16 protein-coding genes and 1 tRNA gene are annotated in these 20902 nt (G+C 75.0%); 8 read left to right on the plus strand and 9 right to left on the minus strand.

Features of this window, described 5'->3' with window-relative positions:
* Positions 1–225 precede the first annotated feature (225 nt).
* From AB0F82_RS29100 to AB0F82_RS29110, 3 genes are read right to left on the minus strand one after another with little or no spacing between them, the layout of a single operon-like run.
* On the minus strand, positions 226–1704 hold the full coding sequence (locus AB0F82_RS29100; RefSeq protein ID WP_362632611.1) for a class I adenylate-forming enzyme family protein: 1479 nt from the start codon (positions 1702–1704) through the stop codon (positions 226–228).
* Entirely contained in the window at positions 1704–2438 is a 735-nt protein-coding gene (locus tag AB0F82_RS29105) for a glycosyltransferase family A protein (RefSeq protein WP_362632658.1), read from the minus strand. The genes AB0F82_RS29100 and AB0F82_RS29105 overlap by 1 nt, the downstream gene beginning before the upstream one ends.
* A 5-nt stretch (positions 2439–2443) precedes the next feature.
* Positions 2444–3466, minus strand: coding sequence for a 3-oxoacyl-ACP synthase III family protein (locus AB0F82_RS29110; RefSeq protein ID WP_362632613.1), 1023 nt, complete (start codon positions 3464–3466; stop codon positions 2444–2446).
* 326 nt (positions 3467–3792) lie between these two features.
* On the opposite strand from AB0F82_RS29110, the gene AB0F82_RS29115 reads away from it, so the two are divergent.
* Complete coding sequence (locus AB0F82_RS29115) at positions 3793–5853, plus strand: phosphocholine-specific phospholipase C (protein WP_362632615.1); 2061 nt, start codon at positions 3793–3795, stop codon at positions 5851–5853.
* Here AB0F82_RS29115 and AB0F82_RS29120 read toward each other — a convergent pair.
* Positions 5840–6553 (minus strand): hypothetical protein, encoded by a 714-nt coding sequence (locus AB0F82_RS29120; protein ID WP_362632617.1) that lies wholly within the window; start codon positions 6551–6553, stop codon positions 5840–5842. The genes AB0F82_RS29115 and AB0F82_RS29120 overlap by 14 nt on opposite strands.
* A 73-nt stretch (positions 6554–6626) precedes the next feature.
* Between AB0F82_RS29120 and AB0F82_RS29125 the strand changes: the two genes are divergently transcribed.
* The gene (locus AB0F82_RS29125; protein WP_362632619.1) at positions 6627–7382 is read left to right on the plus strand and encodes an alpha/beta fold hydrolase; all 756 of its coding nucleotides are present in this window, start codon (positions 6627–6629) and stop codon (positions 7380–7382) included.
* 64 nt (positions 7383–7446) lie between these two features.
* On the opposite strand, the gene AB0F82_RS29130 is transcribed toward AB0F82_RS29125, so the two are convergent.
* Together AB0F82_RS29130 and AB0F82_RS29135 are read right to left on the minus strand one after the other, a co-directional pair.
* Positions 7447–7519: transfer RNA gene (locus tag AB0F82_RS29130), tRNA-His, on the minus strand.
* A 74-nt stretch (positions 7520–7593) separates the two neighbouring features.
* On the minus strand, positions 7594–8391 hold the full coding sequence (locus tag AB0F82_RS29135) for a CTP synthase C-terminal region-related (seleno)protein (RefSeq protein ID WP_362632621.1): 798 nt from the start codon (positions 8389–8391) through the stop codon (positions 7594–7596).
* 76 nt (positions 8392–8467) lie between these two features.
* Between AB0F82_RS29135 and AB0F82_RS29140 the strand changes: the two genes are divergently transcribed.
* Together AB0F82_RS29140 and AB0F82_RS29145 are read left to right on the plus strand one after the other, a co-directional pair.
* Positions 8468–9313 (plus strand): LysR family transcriptional regulator, encoded by an 846-nt coding sequence (locus AB0F82_RS29140; RefSeq protein WP_362632660.1) that lies wholly within the window; start codon positions 8468–8470, stop codon positions 9311–9313.
* The gene (locus AB0F82_RS29145) at positions 9310–10449 is read left to right on the plus strand and encodes an aminopeptidase P family protein (protein WP_362632623.1); all 1140 of its coding nucleotides are present in this window, start codon (positions 9310–9312) and stop codon (positions 10447–10449) included. Before AB0F82_RS29140 ends, AB0F82_RS29145 begins: the two co-directional genes overlap by 4 nt.
* Before the next feature lie 10 nt (positions 10450–10459).
* Here AB0F82_RS29145 and treZ read toward each other — a convergent pair whose 3' ends face one another.
* Positions 10460–12208 carry a malto-oligosyltrehalose trehalohydrolase gene (treZ, locus tag AB0F82_RS29150; RefSeq protein WP_362632625.1) on the minus strand — a complete coding sequence of 583 codons (1749 nt, stop codon included), beginning with the start codon at positions 12206–12208 and terminating at the stop codon, positions 10460–10462.
* A 111-nt stretch (positions 12209–12319) separates the two neighbouring features.
* On the opposite strand from treZ, the gene AB0F82_RS29155 reads away from it, so the two are divergent.
* Both AB0F82_RS29155 and AB0F82_RS29160 read left to right on the plus strand, forming a co-directional pair.
* The gene (locus AB0F82_RS29155; RefSeq protein WP_362632627.1) at positions 12320–12883 is read left to right on the plus strand and encodes a DUF1707 and FHA domain-containing protein; all 564 of its coding nucleotides are present in this window, start codon (positions 12320–12322) and stop codon (positions 12881–12883) included.
* An 86-nt stretch (positions 12884–12969) separates the two neighbouring features.
* Positions 12970–13455 carry a GNAT family N-acetyltransferase gene (locus AB0F82_RS29160; RefSeq protein WP_356813544.1) on the plus strand — a complete coding sequence of 162 codons (486 nt, stop codon included), beginning with the start codon at positions 12970–12972 and terminating at the stop codon, positions 13453–13455.
* On the opposite strand, the gene AB0F82_RS29165 is transcribed toward AB0F82_RS29160, so the two are convergent.
* Positions 13410–14762, minus strand: coding sequence for a M14 family zinc carboxypeptidase (locus AB0F82_RS29165; RefSeq protein WP_362632630.1), 1353 nt, complete (start codon positions 14760–14762; stop codon positions 13410–13412). The two genes, AB0F82_RS29160 and AB0F82_RS29165, sit on opposite strands and share 46 nt — an antisense overlap.
* A gap of 230 nt (positions 14763–14992) precedes the next feature.
* On the opposite strand from AB0F82_RS29165, the gene AB0F82_RS29170 reads away from it, so the two are divergent.
* Positions 14993–18160, plus strand: a complete 3168-nt coding sequence (locus tag AB0F82_RS29170; RefSeq protein ID WP_362632631.1) for a DEAD/DEAH box helicase — start codon at positions 14993–14995, stop codon at positions 18158–18160.
* 77 nt (positions 18161–18237) lie between these two features.
* Positions 18238–18615, plus strand: coding sequence for a hypothetical protein (locus tag AB0F82_RS38745; RefSeq protein WP_436842183.1), 378 nt, complete (start codon positions 18238–18240; stop codon positions 18613–18615).
* Here the strand turns inward: AB0F82_RS38745 and treY are convergent.
* Positions 18556–20838 (minus strand): malto-oligosyltrehalose synthase, encoded by a 2283-nt coding sequence (gene treY, locus AB0F82_RS29180; RefSeq protein WP_362632633.1) that lies wholly within the window; start codon positions 20836–20838, stop codon positions 18556–18558. The two genes, AB0F82_RS38745 and treY, sit on opposite strands and share 60 nt — an antisense overlap.
* Positions 20839–20902: the final 64 nt, after the last annotated feature.

The raw sequence follows: 20902 nt of genomic DNA on the forward strand, positions 1-20902 counted from the left end.
GTGGCCCGGGCCTCGGCCTGGTGGCCGGGCCCCGGCCTGGCGGCCTCGGGCCCGGCACCTGCCCGGCGGCCAAGCCGGCCCCGGCCCGGCGGTCCGGCTCCGGCCCGGAGGCCTCGGGCCCGGGCCCGGCCTGGTGGTCCGGGGCCGGCGGGTGGTGCGGGCTGCTGGCGTCACGGCGCCTCCGGGGGGCACACCAGGCCCGGGGGGAACCGCCGGGTCCAGGGATCACACCTGGCCCAGGCGCTGCGCCGCCAGGGCGGCCGTCGCCGCCCGGTCCGGCTTGCGCGAGCGTCCCGACAGCGGGATCCGCGCGAGGAGCACCTCGTCCGGGCGGGCCGTGCCCATCCGGGCGACCGGCTTCGACAGGGCCGCGCGCAGGGCCGGTTCGTCCGCGCCGCGCTGCGGCTGCACGACGGCGACGAGCCGTTCGTCGCCGTCGCCCGCCGGGATCCCGACGAGCACGGCCAGCTCCACCCCCGGCACGTGCAGGGCGGGCTCGTACAGGCCCGGGTAGATGTTCTCGGCCCGGCGCAGCACCATGTCCTTGCACCGGCCCTCCAGGACGATCCGGCCCCCGGCGTCCAGCCGCGCCCGGTCGCCCGTACGCACCCACGGATCGGGGTCCTCGCCGAGGTAGCGGTGGCGGGCCGCCGGCCCGGCCAGCAGCAGCTGTCCGTCGTCGTCCCGCTCGGTCCGTACCCCGGGCAGCGGCGCCCCGACCAGGTCCCCGTCCCCGTCGAAGGCGGACTTCTCCCGGGACTCGACCGCGGCGGCGGGGAACAGCTCGGTGAGCGCGTAGACGCCCCAGGCCTCGGCCGCGCCCGCGCCCCGTACGCGTTCCAGCAGGTCGGCGCCGGCCGGCGCGGAGCCCGTCCACACACGGCCGTGGAAGCGGGCGCCGGCGCCCAGCGCGTCCCGCAGCCGGGGCGGGGTCAGATAGCTCTCGGAGGGCCGCAGCCGGTGCAACTGCCGTGCCAGTACGCGGGCGCTGCCGGCCGGCAGGGCCACGGCGGCGCCGCGGGTCAGGGAGGGGACGAGGACGAAGAAGGTACCGCCGAGTACCGGCTCGTCCCCGCGGGCGTCGAAGAGGGACGAGACCGTGGCCATGCCGGCCGACAGGCTCGCCCGGGTGTGCACCACGGCACGCGGCCGGGAGGTGGTCCCGGAGGTGAACACGATCACCGCGTCGGCGTCGCCGTCCGCGGCGGCGTGCGCGGGCACGCCGAGCCGGGGCGCCCCCAGGTCCAGCGCGGGCGCGCACCCCGGCAGCCGGGGCCCGACCGAGGCCACCGGCCCCAGGCCGGCCAGGTCGGGCAGCGCGAGCCCGGCCCGGCGGGCCAGCGGCCGGGCCCAGCCCGCCACCGCCTGCGCGGCCGCGTCGGCCAGCACCAGCGCGGGCCGGGCCAGCGCGAGGCGGGCCCGCAGGACGTCGGGCCCGGCGCCCGGGTCCAGGACGGCCCCGCGCAGCCCGAGCCGCCACAGCGCGAGCAGGACGGCGAGGGCCCGCGGCCCGGGGCGCACGGCGACCCCGACGGTGTCCCCGGCGCGCAGCCCGCGCGCGTGCAGGGCGGCGGCGAAGGCGTCCGCCAGCTCGGCGAGTTCGCCCCGGGTGGCCCGCACCCGGGGCGCGCCGGTGCGGGTGGCGGTGAGCACGGCGGGCCGCTCGGGGCGGCTGCGCAGCGCGTGGTCGAGTCGGTCCAGCATCAGCGGGGGTCGTCCGTTCCGTGCGGTCCGCTGCCCTGGTCCAGGTACCAGCGGGCGGTGCCGGCGAGCCCGTAGGCCCGCAGGCGCCGCGTCGAGTTCTCCACGACCATCTCCCGGCAGTGGACGATCCGGTCGGTGTGCCGGCGCACGGCGTTGAGGAACAGCCGGTCGGTCGGCGAGGGGCGCCGCGGCATGCCGCCGACGGCCAGGTACAACTCGGCGGTGATCGCCATGTTGTTCCCGGCGTGCATGCGGTAGGGCGCCCGGTAGCCGTGGCGGCGGGCGTGCCGCGGCCGCAGCCGGCCGAAGAGCGCGGCGAGCGCCACCAGCACCCCGAAACCGGCCCGGCCCAGCGGGCCGTGCTCGTCGCGCCGGGCCACGATCCGCCCGCACACCAGTCCGGGGCGGCGGGTGAGCGCGTTCCGTGCGGCCGCCGTCCAGCCGGGCCGGGGCAGGCAGTCGGCGTCGGTGCGGGCGAGGAGCGCCGCACCCCGGCCGATCGCGTACCGGAAACCGGTGTCCACGGCGGAGCCGACACCCTTCTCGGGTTCCTCGATCACCTCCACCGGGAAAGGCGCGCCGGCCGCGAACTCCCGGGCGACGGCGCCCGTGCCGTCCGCCGAGGCGTTGTCGACGACGAGCAGGGTGAAGTCCCGGTCCCGCTGCGCGGCGAGCGCCCGCAGGGTGTCCGCCAGCCGCGCCTCCTCCTCGTGCGCGGGCACCACGACCCACATCCGGTTCACGACTTCTCCCAGACCATCGTCATGATGCTGATGCCGCCGCCCAGGCCGACGAACAGCACCCGTTCGCCCGGCGCCAGCCGCGGGAACACACGGTCCAGCTGCACCCCGATGCTCGCGCTCGCGACGTTGCCCAGCTCCGGCACGGTCACCACCAGCTTGTCGGCGGGCACCCCGGTCAGTTCGGCGAACCGCTCCAGGTAGGGCACGGTCACCTGGTGCACCAGCACCTTCGCGAAGCCGTCCCAGGACAACCCCGAGCGGTGCAGCGTCCGGTCGATGACGGCGGTGCCCACCTTCTCGAAGACGCCGCGCAGTTCGTGCCCGTCGCCGCGGAAGTAGGTGTACGCGTCCCCGCGCGGGTGCCGTGAACCGCCGCCGGGTATGCCCCCGACCTCCCAGTGCTCCGAGTGGGTCTCGGTGTCCACGTCGAGGATGCCGCCGCGCTCCACGGCCTCGACCACGACGGCCGCGCCGGCGTCGCCGAAGGTGTAGCCGGCGAACCCGTCGCGCAGCTCCGCCGGTCCGGACGGGTCCTTGCGCACCGCCCGGCTCGGGGTCTCGCCGGTCACCACCAGGGCCCGCCGGGCCCGTCCGGCGAGGATCATCGAGCGGGCGAGGTCGATGCCGTTCACGAAGCTGTTGCAGGCGTTGGTGACGTCCAGGGCGTGGGCCCGCGAGCCCAGCTCCGCCTGCACGATGTGCGCGGTCGCCGGCTCGACCATGTCGCGCGAGGCGGAGGCGAAGAGCAGCAGGTCGATGTCGAGGGGGGAGAGCGAGGCGGAGTCCAGCGCCCGCCGGGCGGCGCCCACGGCGAGCGTGGAGGCGTACACGCCCTCGGCCGCGACCCGGCGGGAGACGATCCCGGTGGCCTGCGTCAGCAGCCTCGGCGGCAGCGCCAGGCCACTGCGGCGCGCCACCTCCTCCTGGAGGGCCTGCGAGGACAGCACCTCGTCGGGCAGGAAGCTGCCGACGGCGGTCGGACCGGCGCTGCGGGGCGGGTCACACGGCTCGATGAACATGTCCACACGATGGCGGGGCGGGTGCGCCGGGGCCTGAGTACGGATGCTCAGTTCTCGGAGGACCGGTGCACGGTCCGGATGAGTAGGAACGCGCGCTTCCGGCCATGTGGCCCGTTCACGCCGTCTGTTGTGAGCGGGTGCTTCGCCGTACCCTCCCAGCGGTGCGGAACCGGCGGGCCGCGGGGCGCGCGGGACCGCGTACGGAACGCCGTCCGTTCTCCAGGTGTACGGCGCCGTGTCACGAAGGCATCTCCGTCCGGTACCCCGGGACCGCTGTCCTTGGGGCGCCCCTCGACTCCCCCCTCACCCCCAGAGGTCGTCACCCCATGGCAGAGCTCAACCGTCGCAGGTTCCTGCAGATAGCCGGCGGCACGGCCGCCGTCGCGATGCTGAACGGCAGCATCGCGCGGGCCGCCGCCATCTCGGCGCAGGGCACCACCGGAACGATCCAGGACATCGAGCACGTCGTCGTCCTGATGCAGGAGAACCGGTCCTTCGACCACTACTTCGGCGCGATGAAGGGTGTCCGGGGCTTCGGCGACCCGCGCCCGGTGATCCAGGACAACGGCAGGACGATCTTCCACCAGTCGAACGGCACCAAGGACGTCCTGCCCTTCCATCCGCAGATCGCGGACCTCGGAATGCAGTTCCTGGAGGGCCTCGACCACGACTGGGCCGGCGGCCACCAGGCGTACAACAACGGCAAGTACGACAAGTGGGTCCCTGCCAAGACGGCCACGACCATGTCGTACATGACGCGGAACGACATCCCGTTCCACTACGCCCTCGCAGACGCCTTCACGGTGTGCGACGCCTACCACTGCTCCTTCATCGGCGCCACGGACCCCAACCGCTACTACATGTGGACGGGCCACACCGGAAACGACGGCCTGGGCGGCGGCCCGGTCCTCGGCAACCAGGAGGCCGGCTACGGGTGGAAGACCTACCCCGAGCGCCTGGAGTCCGCCGGGATCTCCTGGAAGGTCTACCAGGACATCGGCGACGGCCTGAACGCCGCCGGCTCCTGGGGCTGGATCAACGACGCCTTCCGCGGCAACTACGGCGACAACTCGCTGCTGTACTTCAACACCTACCGCAATGCCCGGCCCGGCAGCCCCCTGTACGAGAAGGCGCGCACCGGCACCGACGTCAAGGCGGGCGAGGGCTACTTCGACCGGCTCCGCGCCGACGTGGTGAACGGCACCCTGCCCCAGGTCTCCTGGATCGCCGCCCCCGAGGCGTTCAGCGAGCACTCGAACTGGCCGACGAACTTCGGCGCCTGGTACATCTCGCAGGTCCTGGACGCGCTGACGGCGAACCCTGCGGTGTGGGCGAAGACCGCCCTGTTCATCACCTACGACGAGAACGACGGCTTCTTCGACCACGTGGTCCCGCCGTACCCGCCGGCCTCCTCCGCCTGGGGCCTGTCCACCGCCGACGTGTCGAAGGACCTGTACGCGGGCGGCGGCGGTTACGCCGCCGGACCGTACGGGCTGGGTCCGCGCGTCCCGATGATCGTGGTCTCTCCGTGGAGCAAGGGCGGCTACGTCTGCTCCGAAACCTTCGACCACACCTCGGTGATCCGCTTCATGGAGAAGCGCTTCGGGGTGCACGAGCCGAACATCTCCCCGTGGCGCCGTGCCGTCTGCGGCGACCTGACCTCGGCCTTCGACTTCACCAGGGCCGATGCCGCCCCCGCCGCGCTGCCGTCCACGGCCGCGTACGTCCCGCCGGACAAGGACCGCCACCCGTCCTACCACCCCACGCCGCCGGCGACGGGCGCGCTGCCCCCGCAGGAGGCCGGGGCCAAGCCGACCCGCGCGCTCGGCTACGTCCCGTACGTGGACGGCTCCCGCACCGTCTCCACCGGCAAGTTCACCCTCACCTTCGCCTCCGGCCCGACCCTGGGCGCCCACTTCCACAGCACCTCGGGCAACCGCACGGACGGCCCGTGGCCCTACACGGTCGAGGCGGGCAAGACGCTTGCCGACACCTGGTCCACCAGCAGCTCCACCGGCAACCAGATCAACCTGACGGTGTGGGGTCCCAACGGCTTCCTGCGCACCTGGAAGGGCCCGGCGAAGAAGGCCGGCCCGGAGGTCACGGCCCGCCACGTGAGCTCCACCGGCAACCTGGACCTGACGATGACCAACTCCGGCACGGCAGCGGTCAACCTCACCGTGGCCAACGCCTACGGCGGCGCGGCCCAGACCTTCCGGGTCCCGGCCGGCGGCAGGGTCACCCACACCGTCAACCTGGGTGCGACGGGCCGCTGGTACGACGTCAAGGTCGTCTCCGACCTCGACACCACCTTCCTGCGGCGCTTCGCGGGACACGTGGAGACCGGCGCCCCGGGCGTCTCCGACCCCGCCATCAGGACCGCCTGATCCGGTCCTGCGGTGTGCGCAGCAGCCGCCGTTCCAAGACCGCCAGGTCCGCGGGGCGGTGGCTGCGGGCGTGCCGGAGCAGCAGGTCGCGGGCCGTGTCCGGGACCCGGCGCCGCTTGGGATGGCGGGAGGTGAACTCCTCGCCCGCGAAGAACCGGACGGCACCCTCCAGCCCGGCGCGGTCCGACTCCCGCACCGCCCACGCGAGTTCGGCGGTGTCGGCCCCGGCCAGCAGGCGCAGCGGGGCCCGTTCGGCGAGCAGCCACGCCGCGTCGCGCGGCTCCTCGCGTACGGCGCCCAGCCAGCCGAAGGCCACGCTCAGCGGCACCCCGCGCGGCGCCGCGGGATCCTCGGCGCCCGCCGCGAGGGCCCCGGCGTACTCCCGCAGCGCGCCCGGTGCCGCCGCCGCCCAGCGGGCCCGGTGGCGGGCCGGGATCCCGTCGGGGGACAGCGGGTCCAGCAGCCGGTTCGACTCCGGGGTGGGGTGGCGGGTCCCGTCGTCGTCCCCGCAGGCACAGGTGAACAGCACCTCGCCGGCCGCGGCGGCGCGCGCCCGGCCCAGCTCCCGGACGGCCCGGACCTCGGCGGCCTCGGCGGGATCGGTGATCTCGTAGCTGCTCGGGTGATGGGGGTGCCGGGCCCCGTCGGCGCGGGAGAAACCCCCCATGACCAGCCGGTCCGTGTGCGATGTCGGGCTCACGGTGTGATGGTAGGCGCGATGGGCATGACGTACGGCGTCGGTTGTCACCACCTCCGTCACCGAGGGAGAACGCATGGCCATCGCCCACCGCCGGATCGGTACCGGTCCCGTCCGCGTCATCGTGCTGCACGACTGGTTCGGTACGTCCGCCAACTGGGGCTCCGTGCTGGACCACTTCGACCCCGAGGGGTTCTCGTACGCCTTCCTCGACTACCGGGGCTACGGCGAACGCCGCGACGTCACCGGCCGCCACACCCTCCCCGAGATCGCCGACGACGTCCTCGAACTCGCCGACCAGCTCGGCTGGGACACCTTCTCCCTGCTCGGCCACTCCATGGGCGGCAAGGCCGCCCAGCAGGTCCTCGTCCGCGCCCCCCAGCGGATCGAGAAGCTCGTCGGGGTCAACCCGGTCCCGGCCGCGCCGTACGCGATGGACGACGCCACCCACGCGCTCTTCTTCGGCGCCGCCGAGAGCCGCGAGAACCGGCGCGCCATCCTCGACCTCGTCACCGGAAACCGGGCGAGCCGCCGCTGGATCGACGCGATGGTCACCCACTCCCTGGAGGTCGCCCGGCCGGAGGCCTTCGCCGACTACCTCGCGAGCTGGCAGTCCCTGGACCTGTCCGCCGCCGTGAAGGGCAACACCGTCCCGGTACTCGTCCTGGTCGGAGAGTACGACCTCGCGCTCACCGCCGACGTGATGCGCGCCACCTGGCAGGTCTGGTACCCCAACTGCCGCGTCCACACCCTCCCCGGCGCCGGGCACTACCCGCCGCACGAGACCCCCGTGGCCTTCGTCACCGAGGTGGAGGCCTTCCTCCGCCCCTAGGCCCGGCCGCGGGGCATGAAAAAACCCCTGGGGCGCGAGGAGACCTCGTGCCCCAGGGGAACAGGGTGAGTGACGGGACTTGAACCCGCGGCCACCTGGACCACAACCAGGTGCTCTACCAACTGAGCTACACCCACCACGAAGGGAGGCGGACCACCCGTTCGATGTGCATGCACAGCATAGCCGATCTGCCGGGTGGTCCTGCGACGCGTTATCCGGCCGAGCGGCTCGAGGCCAGGGTGGCGGCGAGCCTGGCCGTGACCCCGCCGGACCGTCCGGCGGCGTGCGCGACGGCCGCGACGGCGAGCGCCCTGATGATCGGGTGGGGCCTGGTCCCGTCCCCCTGGAGCTCCGGCTGGAAGAGCGTGGCCAGGAAGAAGGGGTGCCCGGGCAGCTCCGCGATGCGCACCTGCCCGTCCTCGTCGTGGCCCGACAGCCGCAGCCCGTGCGCGGTGAGGGCCGGCAGGTGCCGCGGGGCGGGCCCGTAGTTGCAGTGGTAGCGCTCCATGGACCGCTCCGCGCCGAGCGCGGCCTCGGCGAGCGACCCGGGCTCGGCCCGCACCAGCCCCTCGTGGCCGACGAGCGAGCACGCGAGCGGGGCGATCAGCGGGTCCGCCGCCCCGGGGTCGTTCTCGGCGTGCGCGACGCCCGCCAGCCCGCACACCGTCCGGGCGTACTCCAGCAGCGTGTGCTGGAAGCCGCCGCACGTCCCGAGGAAGGGGATGCCCTCCTCGCGGGCCACCCGGATCGCGGCCAGTGCCCCGGCCTCGCTGGCGTACGGGCTGCCCGGCAGCACCCACACGGCGTCGAAGCCGGCCAGGGTCCCGGCGGCTGCCTCGGCCGCGGCGTCGGCGGTGGGGATCCAGTAGGCGTCGAGGACGAGCCCCTCACGGGTGGCGAGGGCGTCGAGGAGGAGCGGGATCCGGGTGTGGGACTTCACGTGCGGGGAGCGGTCGCCTACCAGGGCGATCCGCGCCACCCCCGCGTGCGCGGTGTGTTCGGTGGTCATGTGGACCATCTTGTGACCGCCCCTGCTTCAGCGCCAACGATTGTTCGTGCACCTGTCATAAGCAATCCTGATGACCATGGATCCGCACCTGCTCCGCACCTTCGTCACCGTGGCCCGGCTGGCCTCCTTCTCCGGCGCCGCCCGCGAGCTGGGCTACACCCAGTCCGCCGTCTCCCAGCACATCGCCGCGCTGGAAGGGGACCTGCGGGCGGAGCTCCTGACCCGCCGGCCCGTCGCACCGACCCCGGCCGGGGTGCGGCTGCTGGAGCACGCCGGGCCGCTGCTGCTGCGGCTCGACGCCGCGCGGGCCGACGTACTGCGGCTGGCCGCCGCCCCGCCCGGGAGCGTCACGCTCGCCGCGTCCCCGCTCGCCGTGGGCCCGCGACTGCTCGCCGCCCTGCCCGCCACCGGGGTCACCCTGCGCGTGCTGCCCCCGGCCGAGGTGCCCGCCGCCGTGGCCACCGGCGGCTGCGACCTCGGGCTGGTCGACGGCCCGGCCGCCCCGAGCGACCCGCTGCGACTGCCCGACGTGGCACCGCTCACCGTGAGGGGCGCCGGGGAGGAGGAACTGGCCGTGCTACTGCCCGCCGGGCACCCCTTCGCCGGGCGGTCCGCCGTCCGCCTGGACGACCTAGCCGACGCCCGCTGGATCGACGCCCCCGGCGTCGGCCTGCCGCTCACCGCCGCCCGCGCCTCCGTCCGCTACGAGGGCACCGACGTGCACGCCCTCTGCGCGCTGGCCGCCGCCGGGCACGGCCTGGCGCTCCTGCCGCGCCGCATCGCCGGGGCCGCCGGCGCGGGAGTGGCCGTACCGCTGTCCGCCCCGCGCCTGGTGCACCGTACGGAACTGCTCTCGCCCGGCGCCCCGACCGGCGCGGCCGCTGCCCTGGCCGCACGGCTCACGGCAGGATCCCCCGTATGACCGATGACACCGACGCCGCCGGCCCCGCCCCCTTCACCGCGGCCGACTACGCCGCCCGCATGACCGCTGCCGCGCGGAGCGCCGCCGACGCGGGGCTCGCCGGGCTGCTCATCGCCCCCGGCCCCGACCTCACCCACCTCACCGGATACCGGCCCACCGCCGAGACCGAACGGCTGACCCTCCTCGTCCTGGCCGCCGGGAAGGACCCGGTGCTCGTCGTGCCCGCCCTGGAGGCACCCGACGCGGCCAAGGCCCCCGCAGCCGCCGCGCTGACCCTGCGGGACTGGGCCGACGGGAAGGACCCGTACGCCCTGACCGCCCCGCTGCTGGACTTGCGCGGCCGCTTCGGGGTGAGCGACAACACCTGGGCCCTGCATCTCCTCGGCCTGCAGCAGGAGTTGCCGGGTACCTCCTACGCGCCGCTGACGAACTGCCTGCCCATGCTCCGCGCCGTGAAGGACCCGCGGGAGCTGGAGCGCCTGGCCGCCGCGGGGGCCGCCGCGGACGCCGCCTACGCGCAGATCCTCCACCTCCCCTTCGCCGGCCGCCGGGAGGCCGACGTCGCCGCAGACCTCGCCGCCCTGCTGCGCACGCACGGCCACTCGCAGGTCGACTTCACCGTCGTCGGCTCAGGCCCCAACGGGGCCAATCCGCACCACGAGGCCGGCGACCGTGTGATCCGCCACGGCGACATGGTGGTCCTCGACTTCGGCGGCCTGCGCTTCGGCTACGGCTCCGACATCTCCCGCACGGTGCACGTGGGCGAGCCCACCGCCGAGGAGCAGCGGGTCCACGACATCGTCCGCGAGGCCCAGCAGGCCGGTGTGGCGGCGGTCCGGCCGGGCGTCGCCTGCCAGGAGGTGGACCGGGCGGCACGGGCCGTGATCACCGAATTCGGCTACGGCGACCGCTTCGTCCACCGCACCGGCCACGGCATCGGCGTCACCACCCACGAGCCCCCGTACATGGTCGAGGGCGAGGAACAGCCCCTGGTCCCCGGCATGTGCTTCTCCGTGGAGCCGGGCGTGTACCTGCCGGGCCGGTTCGGCGTCCGCATCGAGGACATCGTGACCGTCACCGAGGACGGCGGCCGCCGCCTCAACGAGGCCCCGCGCGAGCTCGCCGTCGTCGAATAGCCCCGCGCGCTCAGGGGCCGAGGACCACCGCCGACTCGCCCGGCAGGTGGATCCGCCCGTCCGGGCCGGGGTGTTCGAGCGGCTCCCAGGACGCCAGCACCCGTACCCCGTTGCGGCCCAGGGCGATCGTCACCGGCTCGGCGGAGAGGTTCACGGCCACCCGTACGTCGCCCCGCCGGAAGGTGAGCCAGCGCCGCTCCTCGTCGTGGGCGACCCGGACCGCCGCCAGGTCCGGGTCGCGCAGGTCCGGGTGGGTGCGGCGGAGCGCGACCAGGGTGCGGTACCAGTCCAGCAGGCGGGCGTGGAGCGGCTGTTCAGGCTCCGACCAGTCCAGACGGGAACGGTCCCGGGTGGCCGGGTCCTGCGGGTCGGGGATCTCCTCGGCCTTCCAGCCGTGCGCCGCGAACTCGCGGCGCCGGCCGGACCGCACCGCCTCGGCGAGCTCCGGATCGGGGTGGTCGGTGAAGTATTGCCACGGAGTGCGCGCGCCCCACTCCTCGCCCATGAACAGCATCGGTACGAAGGGCCCGGTCAGTGCCACCGTCGCCGCACAGGCCAGCAGTCCGGGGGAGAGGGAGGCCGAGAGCCGGTCGCCGAGCGCCCGGTTGCCGATCTGGTCATGGGTCTGGGTGTAGCCGACGAACCGGTGGGCCGGGGTGCGGCGGTGGTCCACCGGCCGGCCGTGCGTGCGGCCACGGAAGGACGACCAGGTCCCGTCGTGGAAGAAGACCCGGGTCAGGGTCTTGGCCAGGGCGGCCAGCGGAGCTTCGGCGAAGTCGGCGTAGTAGGCCTGGGATTCGCCGGTCAGCGCGCAGTGCAGGGCGTGGTGGAAGTCGTCGTTCCACTGGGCCTGCAGGCCCAGGCCCCCAGCGGTCCGCGGGGTGGTGGTGCGCGGGTCGCACCGGTCGGACTCGGCGATCAGGAACAGCGGCCGGCCGGTCTCCGCGGCGAGCCCGTCGACGGCCGCGGACAGTTCCTCCAGGAAGGTGAGCGCCCGCCCGTCGGCCAGCGCGTGCACGGCGTCGAGCCGCAGCCCGTCGATGCCGTAGTCGCGCAGCCAGGCCAGGGCGCTGTCGACGAGGTACGCGCGCACCTCGTCGGAGCCGGGCGCGTCCAGGTTCACCGCCGAGCCCCACGGGGTGTGGTGGGTGTCGGTGAAGTACGGGCCGAAGGCCGGGAGGTGGTTGCCGGAGGGGCCGAGGTGGTTGTGCACCACGTCGAGGACCACCCCCAGCCCGGCGGCGTGCGCGGCGGCCGTGAACCGGGCCAGGCCGGCCGGGCCGCCGTACGGCTCGTGCACCGCCCAGGGCGCGACCCCGTCGTAGCCCCAGCCGTGGCGGCCGGCGAAGGAGCACACCGGCATCAGTTCCACGTGCGTGACGCCGAGGGCGGTGAGGTGGCCGAGCCGGGCCGCGGCCGCGTCGAAGGTGCCCTCGGGGGTGAAGGTGCCGACGTGGAGCTCGTACAGGACCGCGTCCTGGAGCGGGACGCCCGGCGACGGGGCGTGCCGGGGGGCGAGGGCCTCGAAGTCGACGACGGCCGACAGCCCGTCGGGGCCGTCCGGCAGCCGCCGGCCGCGAGGGTCGGGCCGCGGGGCGGTGTCCCCGTCCAGGAGGAAGCCATAGCGGCTGCCGTCCCCGGCGGGGGCCTGTACGGTCCACCAGCCGTCCCGGTCCGGATCGCGTCCCATGTCGTACGTCGCGTCGTCGAGCCGCAGCGCGACCCGGCCGGTCAGCGGCGCCCACACCTCGAACTGCACGGGCGGTCCCCTCGTCTGTCGGCGGTGTCCAGCATGCTTATCGTGCACATCATTCCGGGCCTGGCGGGGGAGTTCTGGACACTCCGCCCCCAACGGGCCGACAATCACCCTGTGACGTCGAGTTTCGAACTTCCTGCCTTCCCCGCGCCGCGGCTGTCGGACGCCGAGCGAGACCGTGCGCTGGGCCAGCTCAGGGAGGGCGCGGCCCTCGGCAAGCTGTCCCACGACACCTTCCTGCGCCGCATGGAACTCGCCCTCGTGGCCCGCCGTTCCGAGGACCTCGCGGTCCTGACCGCGGACCTCCAGACCAGGGAGGCCGCCGAAAGCCCGTGGACCCGTCGGCTGTTCGGCTGGGTCGGCCGGGTCTCGGCGGTGTCCGCCGGTGTCCGGCGGGCCTGGACGGCCGAGCGGCTGCCCAAGCTGCTGCTGCCGCATCCGAGCGCGGCGGCCCTGCGGATCGGCCGCGACCCCGGCAACGGGCTGCGGCTCAGCCACGAGACCGTCTCCCGGATGCACGCGGAACTGAGCCTGCGCGACGGGGTGTGGGTGCTCAAGGACCTCGGCTCCACCAACGGGACCACCGTCAACGGACGCCGGGTGACGGGCTCCGCGGTCGTCCGCGACGGGGACCAGGTCAGCTTCGGGAACATGAGCTTCCGGCTCTCGGCGGGCTGAGCACCGGGGCCGGCGGCGCGTATCTCGGCGCCGCCCGGCCCGCCCCCGCACTCCGGCCGGCGGGACCGACCGCGCAGGATGGGGTCATGGAACACACGCCTGTCATCCGCCGTGCCCGCGTCGGGGACCTGCCCCGGCTGGTCGAACTCGTCCACGAGCACGTCGCGTACGAGAAGTCGGCCCCCCGCCCCGTGGACCTCGCGAGCCGGCTCGGCCCGCGGCTGTTCGCCGAGGACTCCCGGCTGTGGGTGCTGCTCGCCGAGACCTCCGACGGCGTCGTCGCCGGATACGCCGCCTGCTCGGCCGAGTTCGCGTTCTGGGACGCGCGGGACCACCTGCACATGGACTGCCTCTACCTGGCCGCGGCGGCCCGCGGCCAGGGTCTCGGCACCGCCCTGATGGACGGCGTGACGGAGCTGGCCCGCGAGCTGGGCCTGGAGCAGGTCCAGTGGCAGACCCCCGACTGGAACGAGGGGGCGATCCGCTTCTACGACCGCCTCGGCGCCGCCGCGCACCCCAAGTTCCGCTACGCCCTGCCCGTGGCGCGGTCGGCCGCCACGAGCCTTTCGTAGGCGGCCAGGACGGTACGGGACTGGTGTTCCACCTGGGTGGCCACCGGGATCCAGCGGGCCCCGAACCGGGCCGCGAACTCCTCGCACCACCCGGTGACCAGCCGGTCCAGCCCGGGCGCCGCCGGATGCCCCTCGGCGCGCAGGACCCGCAGCAGCATCGCCGCCGCGCGCAGCGACAGCCGCCGCCCGAAGGCGTCGATGCTGGCGATGTACGCAGCCGTGGCCTCCGTGGGGGCGCCGGCACCGGTCCACTCGACGGTGATCCGGGGGATCAGCGCGAGCGTCCAGTCCACCGCGCGCAGCAGCGGGGCCGCCGCCGGGTCCTCGTAGCCGCCCGGGTGCGGCCCGTCCCGGTCGCGGTCCCGGTCACCGTCCCGTTCGCCGTCCCGTCCTGCGTCCCGGGCCCGCTCCCGGGCCGCGCCGACGAGCGCGGCGTCCGCCGTGAGCCGCCCCGCCAGCATCCGCAGGGCGCCGCGCGGATCGGGGTGCGGGGCCGGATCGTCCACCAGGTCGGAGGCCCACATGGGGACTTCGACGATCGCGGTGGTGCCGGCGTAGCGGTGGGCGTGGTACCAGGTGCTCAGCCGGGTGTCCTCCGGGTGGAACGCCCCGGCGGCCTCGCTGCCCGGTTGCGGGATCACGAAGATCCCGGGCCCGGGCGAGGGCCAGCCGGCGGCGTCGGAGGCACCGTTCTCCACCGGGATGCGCAGCTCGGCGGCCGATGTGGCGAACGGCTCGGCGAGGCCGGGTATGTCCCGGGTGAGCTGCACCCAGGTACCGCCGAGATCGGTGGCGTGCAGGGAGGCCTGGAGGACGGGCCGCAGCTCGTCGATGAGCGCGGTCAGCGCCAGCGTCTCCGGCGGCAGCCGGTCCGCGGGCAGTAAGGACGGCGCCCATTCGGGCTGTTCGGGACCGGGCGGCCGGAAGAAGTACCGGTGGTAGTCCAGGAGCGAGTACGGGCGGGGCGTGCGGTGCAGGTCCGCGCCGTCCGGGTCGGCGCAGAGCAGGAAGTGCCAGCCGCACCCGGCCCGGGGCGCCGGGTCGCGCAGCAGCCGGCGGGCGAGCGAGAGCGCAGTGGCGCCGCCGACGGGCTCGTTGGCGTGCGCTCCGGCGACGACGAGGACGCTGCGGGCGTCCCCGCCCGCCGTGCCGACCGGGCCGGCCGCCGCCGTCGCGGCGACCGACAGCACCCAGATCGGCTGCCCGGCCCGCGAGGTGCCGGCCTGGCGGAGCCGGACCTCGCCGGGGTGTTCGTCCGCCAGCGCACGGGCGGCCAGCCCGAGCTCCTGCGGTGTGGGGTAGCACATGTCACGGAGGAGAGTCACAAGGGATGCCATGCCCGCCGGGCCCGCCGCCTACTGCTGTACGGGCCCCGCAGTTCCCCGGAGCTGCGGGGAAACCCCTGGCCAAGGCTATGTCGAAGCCTCCCGGGAGGCCGCGTGCCGCGGCCGGCACAGACACCCGCGGCACCGGCCGTGGGCGGGGAAACCTCCCAAACCGGCTGCGGAGGATGATCACGGGATGTCACAGTCACACCATGCGCATTGACGAGGCCGGCGTGAAGGGATCGGTCACCGACCTGGCACAGGAGCGGTGGGGAGTCACGCTGGGCGGAGAGCTTCCGGCGCGGTTCGCGGAGCCGGGGTGGACCTACGAGGAGACCGTCGACCGCCGCTGTCCCGTGTGCGGCGGTGAGCTGCACGCCCTGCGCAGACCGTACGAGTCCCAGGGGCGCACCTACCAGTACACGGCCCTTGTCTGCCCCGCCTGTCCCGCCGCCTTCACCCTCGCGGAGCTCGGGGTGAAGCGGTACGACCAGCTGACCGACACCGTGCCCCGCCAGGCCGGGCAGACGGCCCGACGCCGTCGGGCGCCCGTGCCCCTCGGGGCGTCCCCGGACGGGCCGGGGGGCACCGTCACCGTGATCGTCAGAGGTCCCGGGGTACGCGCGGACCGCGGCCCTGCGTGGCCGGAGGACCTGGTCGTGCCCGACGGGACCGAGCAGAGGGCCTTGTCCTGGTGGAAGGTCGCCGATCCCGCGTGGCGCCCGGCCGACGCTGTGCTCACGGCGGCCGAGGACGTGCGGGTGATCCTCCCCGAAGGCCAGGAGTACGAGGCGCTGAGGGCCTGGCTGAAGGGGCGGGACGTCCCGTACCGGGTCAGCCGCTACTGGGAGGAGGCCGGTCAGGTCGGTACGGTCACCGACACCGGCGGCCGTGCGGAGCTGGTCGCGGTGGGGCCGGACGGAGCGGCCCCCGCCCCGGGGCCCTGGGCGGTGGCGGCTCGGGACGCCTTCGCCGCCCAGTGGGACGCGCTGGAGGAGCTGCCGGACGGCGACGGCGACGCGTATGTGCCTGTCGGGGAGCTGGTGCCGGCCGAGTGGGCCGGGCTGCTGCCGCACCCGTCGTTCAACCCCGTGCAGGCCGCTGCCGTCCCGGTGGTGCTCGAGGGCACCGGGCATCTGGTCGTGGTCGCGCCGACGGGCGCGGGAAAGACCCCGATCGGGATGGTCGCAGCGCTGGAGGCGCACGCCCGCGGACGCAAGGCGGCTTGGCTGGTGCCGCAGCGCTCGCTCACCGACGAGCTCGACCGCGAGCTCCAGCTGTGGCGCCGCCGTGGGCTGCGGGTGGTGCGTCTGACCGGTGAGGCCGCCGTGGACACGGAGTTGATCCGGTCGGCCGACGTGTGGGTGGCCACCACCGAGAAGTTCGAGGCGATCTGCCGTGCGGGTTCGCTGCGGGACGCGCTCGCGGAGGTCGGCTGCCTGGTGGTCGACGAGATCCACCTGCTCGGCGATCCGACCCGCGGAGCCGTACTGGAGGCGCTGCTCGCCCGCGTACGGGAGGACAGCGCGGCCATCCGGATCGTAGGCCTGTCAGCGACGGTCGCCAACGCGGACGAAGTCGCCCAGTGGCTGGGCGCCCGCCTGGTGCGCACCACCTGGCGGCCCACGCGGCTCACCTGGCAACTGCCCCTCCTGCCCCCGGTCGACGAGACGGACTGGGCGAAGCGGGCCGCCGCCCGAACCGGGGCCGCCGTGCGCATCGCCCGTCAGGTCACCGGGGACGGTGGCAGCGTCCTCGTCTTCTGCGGCAGCAAGCGCCGCGTCCGGACCACGGCGCTCGCGATGGCCGCCGACCGGGGCGTGCCCACCGCCGGCGTGGACGCCGACGACGCCGAAGCCGTGGAGCGGCTGTGCACCAAGGCGGGGGTGCGGCTGCACTACCGGGACTGGCCGTACAAACGGGAGGCCGAGCATGCCTTCCGTGCCCGCGAGGCGGAGATCCTCGTCGCCACCTCCACGGTCGCGGCGGGGGTCAACCTCCCCGCCCGCGCGGTGATCGTCAGCGACACCACCATCGGTCTGGACCGCATCGAGGTGTCGATGGTCCAGCAGATGTTCGGACGCGCCGGGCGCATCGGAGCCGGAGAGCGCGAGGGCTGGGCGTTCCTGCTCACCGACCCGGCGGAACGAGCCCACTGGCAGGCCCGGTTGGCCGCCGGATACAGCGTGCGGTCGAGACTGGACGAACACCTGGCCGACCACCTGCTCGCCGAGGCCGTGCAGGAGCGCGTTTCGACCCTCGACGAGGCGGAGCGGTGGTGGGCCGGCACGTTCGCCGCCCACCAGGGGCACGACAGCGTGGAGCCCCTCCACGAGGCGGCACAGTTCCTCGCCGAGGTGGGCTGTCTGCGGGACGCCGCCCACGAGGTCCGCCTGGAGCCCAGCGCGCTGGGGCGGCTGACCAGTCGCTTCATGGTCGATGCCGGCGTCGCCGACGATCTGGCGACGGCACTGCGTCAGGCCCCGGTACCCGAAGACCCGCTCACGGCAGAGCAGTTGCTCGCGACTCTGCTCAGCACCCGCCTGCCCGTACTCGAACAGGCGCCGTTCACCGAGCGTGCGAAGACCGCCCTGCGCCGAGTCCTGCGTGAGGCCGAGCACGCGGACGACGAGCCGGACGACCCCTGGGGGCTGGGCCCGGCGAAGGAACCGGCGCCGGCCGAGGACGAGCAGCGGCCGCAGGCCGGGGATCTCGCCCGCGCGGTCCTGCTCCTTGCAGTGACCCGTCCGCGCCTCTTCCGCGGCCGCCCCGCCTATGTCCTCGGCATCCCCGTGGACTCCATGACCGGCATCCTGGAGGAGGCCCAGCGCTACCTGGCCTGGCTCGGCGCGCAGGGTCCACTCGGCACGGTCCACCCCTGGGTGGCCGTCGTCGCCGCCGACCTCTCGCTCCGCATCCGCTGGCGCACGCTGGGGGTCGACCGAGGGGCCGGACGCCTCCTCTGGATGTGCGAGCGCATGGCCACGGCCCCGCTCGCGCCCGGCCTGGTCCCGCGCATGTGGAACGCGGCCCGGGCCCGCGGCGTCGACGCGCCCGACTGGAACGGCACGACTCCGCCGAGCGACTGCGCACTCTCCCCGGACCGCTACCGCGCCCTCCTCGCGGAGCGCGCGACCGGCACGCGCCTCGCCCTCCAGGAGGACACGGTCCGGGTCTGGGCCCCGCCCGGATCGGCGATCCGCCTGTGGAACGGTGTGACCACCACCGTGCACGTCGCCGACGGTGAGGAGACCACACTGCTCCTTCCACCGGCCGACCCGGCCGACTCGTCGGCCGGGCGCTGCGGCGCGGCCGTCTTCACCCGCGGTGATCGGCTGGCGGCAGGGTGGCTCGGAGCGTACGCGGCCATGCGCGCCTGATCCGGACAGTCAGGGGCCCGAGATGGAACTGCCGGTGAAACAGCTGCGGATCCTCCACCCCCGATGACGGGAGGGGCTTGTCAGCTCAGGGCGAGCTGGCCGGCGGCCGCCCGACCTCGCGGGGTCGGTACGGCGGACACCGGGTGTGCGATGCGGTGGGGCAGAGCCGTGTTGCGGCGCTGGGTGCGGTTGTTGGCGACCGCTCGTTCGACGGCCTCGGTCTGGCCGTGAAGGTGACCGTGAGCCGGTGGGCCTCGACTGTCCTGCTCTCCCTGGACCCGGCGTGGCACCGGAGCCTGGCGGTCGTCTCCCGGGTCCCGCTGACCGGCGCCGCCGCGGCCTTCGCGGAGCTGCTCGCAGCCTCGACCGCCACGGGACCGGCCCCCGGCGGGCGCTCAGCGGCGGAGCCAGACACCGACCGGGCGGTCGTCCAGCAGGGCCGTCACCTCGGCTGAACCGCTGTGCTCGATGCGGCGGCCCCGGGCGGCGGGGACCGGCGTCCACGTGCCCGGCGGCAGGTCCACGCGGGTGTCGCGCCAGCCGCCCGCCGCCGCCAGCCGGTGGGACAGCCGGGTGGCCGCCACCAGCAGGCCCGGCGACCGGGTGAAGGCCACCAGGTGGTCCGCCGCCGGACCCCGGGCCGCGACGGGGGCGTAGCCCCGGAAGAGTTCCGGCCGGTCCCGGCGCAGCCGCAGCAGCGCCGCCGTGAAAGCCAGCTTCTCCTCGGCCGGGCCCCGCGGGGCGGCCCCCGCGTCCAGCCGCGCCAGCGCCTCGCGCGGGAAGTGCGCCGGGCGCCGGTTGTCCGGGTCGACCAGCGCCCGGTACTCGGTCTCCGCCCCCTGGTAGACCTCCGGGACGCCCGGCATCGCGAGGTGCAGCAGCGCCATGCCGAGCAGGTTCGCGCGGGCCGCCTCCGCGAGCTCCGCCGGGAGGTCCAGCGGGGCCGGGACGTAGCCCGGGACGCCCGTCTCGTACTCCTCGTTCCGGTCGGTCCAGCTGGTGTGCAGGGCGGCCTCGCGCGCTCCCTTGAGCAGGGCGTCGGCCAGGCGCGGTACCGCCTCGGGGGCCCGTCCGAGCCCGAACGCGGTCTGCCGGGCCACCCAGGACAGGTGGGGGTCACGGGCGCTCTCGCCGTCGGCCGGGCCGTCGGGGCCGGCCATCAGCTCCGGCGCCTGGGACAGCGTCGAGATCCGGGCCCTGACGTCCGCGCTGCGCTTGGTGTCGTGCGTGGACAGCACCGTGCCGGTCCGGGGCCAGTCCCGCGCCTGTGCGGCGCAGTACGCGTGGAACTCCTCGGGCGACACCGCCGGACGCCCTGGCTCCCCGCCCACCTCGGTGGCCGACAGCAGGGGCGCGTACCGGTAGAAGGCCCGGTCCTCCAGGGACTTGGCGCGCAGGGCGGCCGAGGTCTGGGCGAAGCGGGCGGCGAAGGCCGGGTCCCGCAGCAGCAGCTCCCGTACGCCGGCCACCGCGGCCGGGTCGGCCAGCTCGGCCGCCCGCTCCAGCGCCTGCGGCGGCAGCTCCGGTTCGCCGGGATAGGGCCGGTAGACGGGAAAGGCGATCAGCAGTTCGCGTACGGCGGCGGCCAGTTCCGGGCCGGCCCGGCGCTCCAGCACCCCCAGTTCGGCGGCCAGGTCGCCGGTCAGCACCTCCCGCGCACAGGCGCGGGCCGTCTCCGGCCACTGGGGCAGCCCGGTGGACTCCGCGTACCGGGCGGCCAGTTCGGCGGCGCCCGCCGGATCGGTGAACACCCCGTCGACCCGGTGCAGAGCGTCGTACCCGGTGGTCCCGGCCACCGGCCACCGCGCCGGCAGCCGCTCGTGCCGGGCCAGGATCTTCTCGACCACCACCCAGCAGCCGTCGCCCGCCGCGGCCCGCAGCCGGCCGAGGTACTCCTCCGGGTCCGCCAGGCCGTCCACGTGGTCGATCCGCAGGCCCTGCGCGACACCGTCGCGGACCAGCTCCAGCACCTTCGCGTGGGTGGCAGTGAACACGTCCGGGTCCTCCACCCGGACCCCGATCAGTTCCGAAATGGTGAAGAAACGGCGGTAGTTGAGCGTGGTCGCGGTCTCCCGCCACCAGGTGGGCCGGTACCACTGCGCGGCGAGCAGCTCCGGTAGCGGCAGGCCCGCGGTCCCCTCCCGCAGCGGGAACTCCTGCTCCCCGTGGCGCAGCACCCCGCCGTCGACCCGCAGGTCGCAGGAGTCCACCGGGCCGGGGAGCAGCGGGAGCGCCACCCGCCCGCCGCCCGCGTCCCAGTCGATGTCGAACCAGCGTGCGTACGGCGAACCCGGCCCGTCCCGCAGCACCTCCCACAGCGGCCGGTTCAGCCGCAGCGGCGTCGGTACCGCCATGTGGTTGGGCACGATGTCGAGGACCAGGTCGAGACCGTGCGCCCGGGCGGCCCCGGCCAGGGCCCGCAGACCGGCCTCGCCGCCGAGCTCGGCCCGTACGCGGGAGTGGTCGGTGACGTCGTACCCGTGGGTCGATCCGGGCACCGCCTCCAGGACGGGGGAGAGGTGAAGGTGCGACACGCCGAGCGAGGCGAGGTACGGCACGGCCGCCTCGGCCGCCGCGAAGGGGAATTCCGGGCACAGTTGGAGGCGGTAGGTCGACGCCGGAGTGACAGGATTCGGAACATCAGGTTCCGATGCGGGGGTCGGGCGCGGCTGGCTCATGAGAACGTACGTACCCAACCTGCCGGATTCCGTGCCATGACCCAATGCATCCGAGTGACTGCGC

This window comes from Streptomyces virginiae (assembly GCF_040638905.1).
Classification (GTDB): Bacteria; Actinomycetota; Actinomycetes; order Streptomycetales; family Streptomycetaceae; genus Streptomyces; species Streptomyces virginiae_B.

Coding starts and splice junctions, on each gene's coding strand:
- AB0F82_RS29100 (WP_362632611.1), bottom strand. CDS start 1,704: ATGCTGGACCGACTCGACCACGCGCTGCGCAGCCGCCCCGAGCGGCCC.
- AB0F82_RS29105 (WP_362632658.1), bottom strand. CDS start 2,438: ATGTGGGTCGTGGTGCCCGCGCACGAGGAGGAGGCGCGGCTGGCGGAC.
- AB0F82_RS29110 (WP_362632613.1), bottom strand. CDS start 3,466: ATGTTCATCGAGCCGTGTGACCCGCCCCGCAGCGCCGGTCCGACCGCC.
- AB0F82_RS29115 (WP_362632615.1), top strand. CDS start 3,793: ATGGCAGAGCTCAACCGTCGCAGGTTCCTGCAGATAGCCGGCGGCACG.
- AB0F82_RS29125 (WP_362632619.1), top strand. CDS start 6,627: ATGGCCATCGCCCACCGCCGGATCGGTACCGGTCCCGTCCGCGTCATC.
- AB0F82_RS29135 (WP_362632621.1), bottom strand. CDS start 8,391: ATGACCACCGAACACACCGCGCACGCGGGGGTGGCGCGGATCGCCCTG.
- AB0F82_RS29140 (WP_362632660.1), top strand. CDS start 8,468: ATGGATCCGCACCTGCTCCGCACCTTCGTCACCGTGGCCCGGCTGGCC.
- AB0F82_RS29145 (WP_362632623.1), top strand. CDS start 9,310: ATGACCGATGACACCGACGCCGCCGGCCCCGCCCCCTTCACCGCGGCC.
- AB0F82_RS29160 (WP_356813544.1), top strand. CDS start 12,970: ATGGAACACACGCCTGTCATCCGCCGTGCCCGCGTCGGGGACCTGCCC.
- AB0F82_RS29165 (WP_362632630.1), bottom strand. CDS start 14,762: ATGTGCTACCCCACACCGCAGGAGCTCGGGCTGGCCGCCCGTGCGCTG.
- AB0F82_RS29170 (WP_362632631.1), top strand. CDS start 14,993: ATGCGCATTGACGAGGCCGGCGTGAAGGGATCGGTCACCGACCTGGCA.
- treY (WP_362632633.1), bottom strand. CDS start 20,838: ATGAGCCAGCCGCGCCCGACCCCCGCATCGGAACCTGATGTTCCGAAT.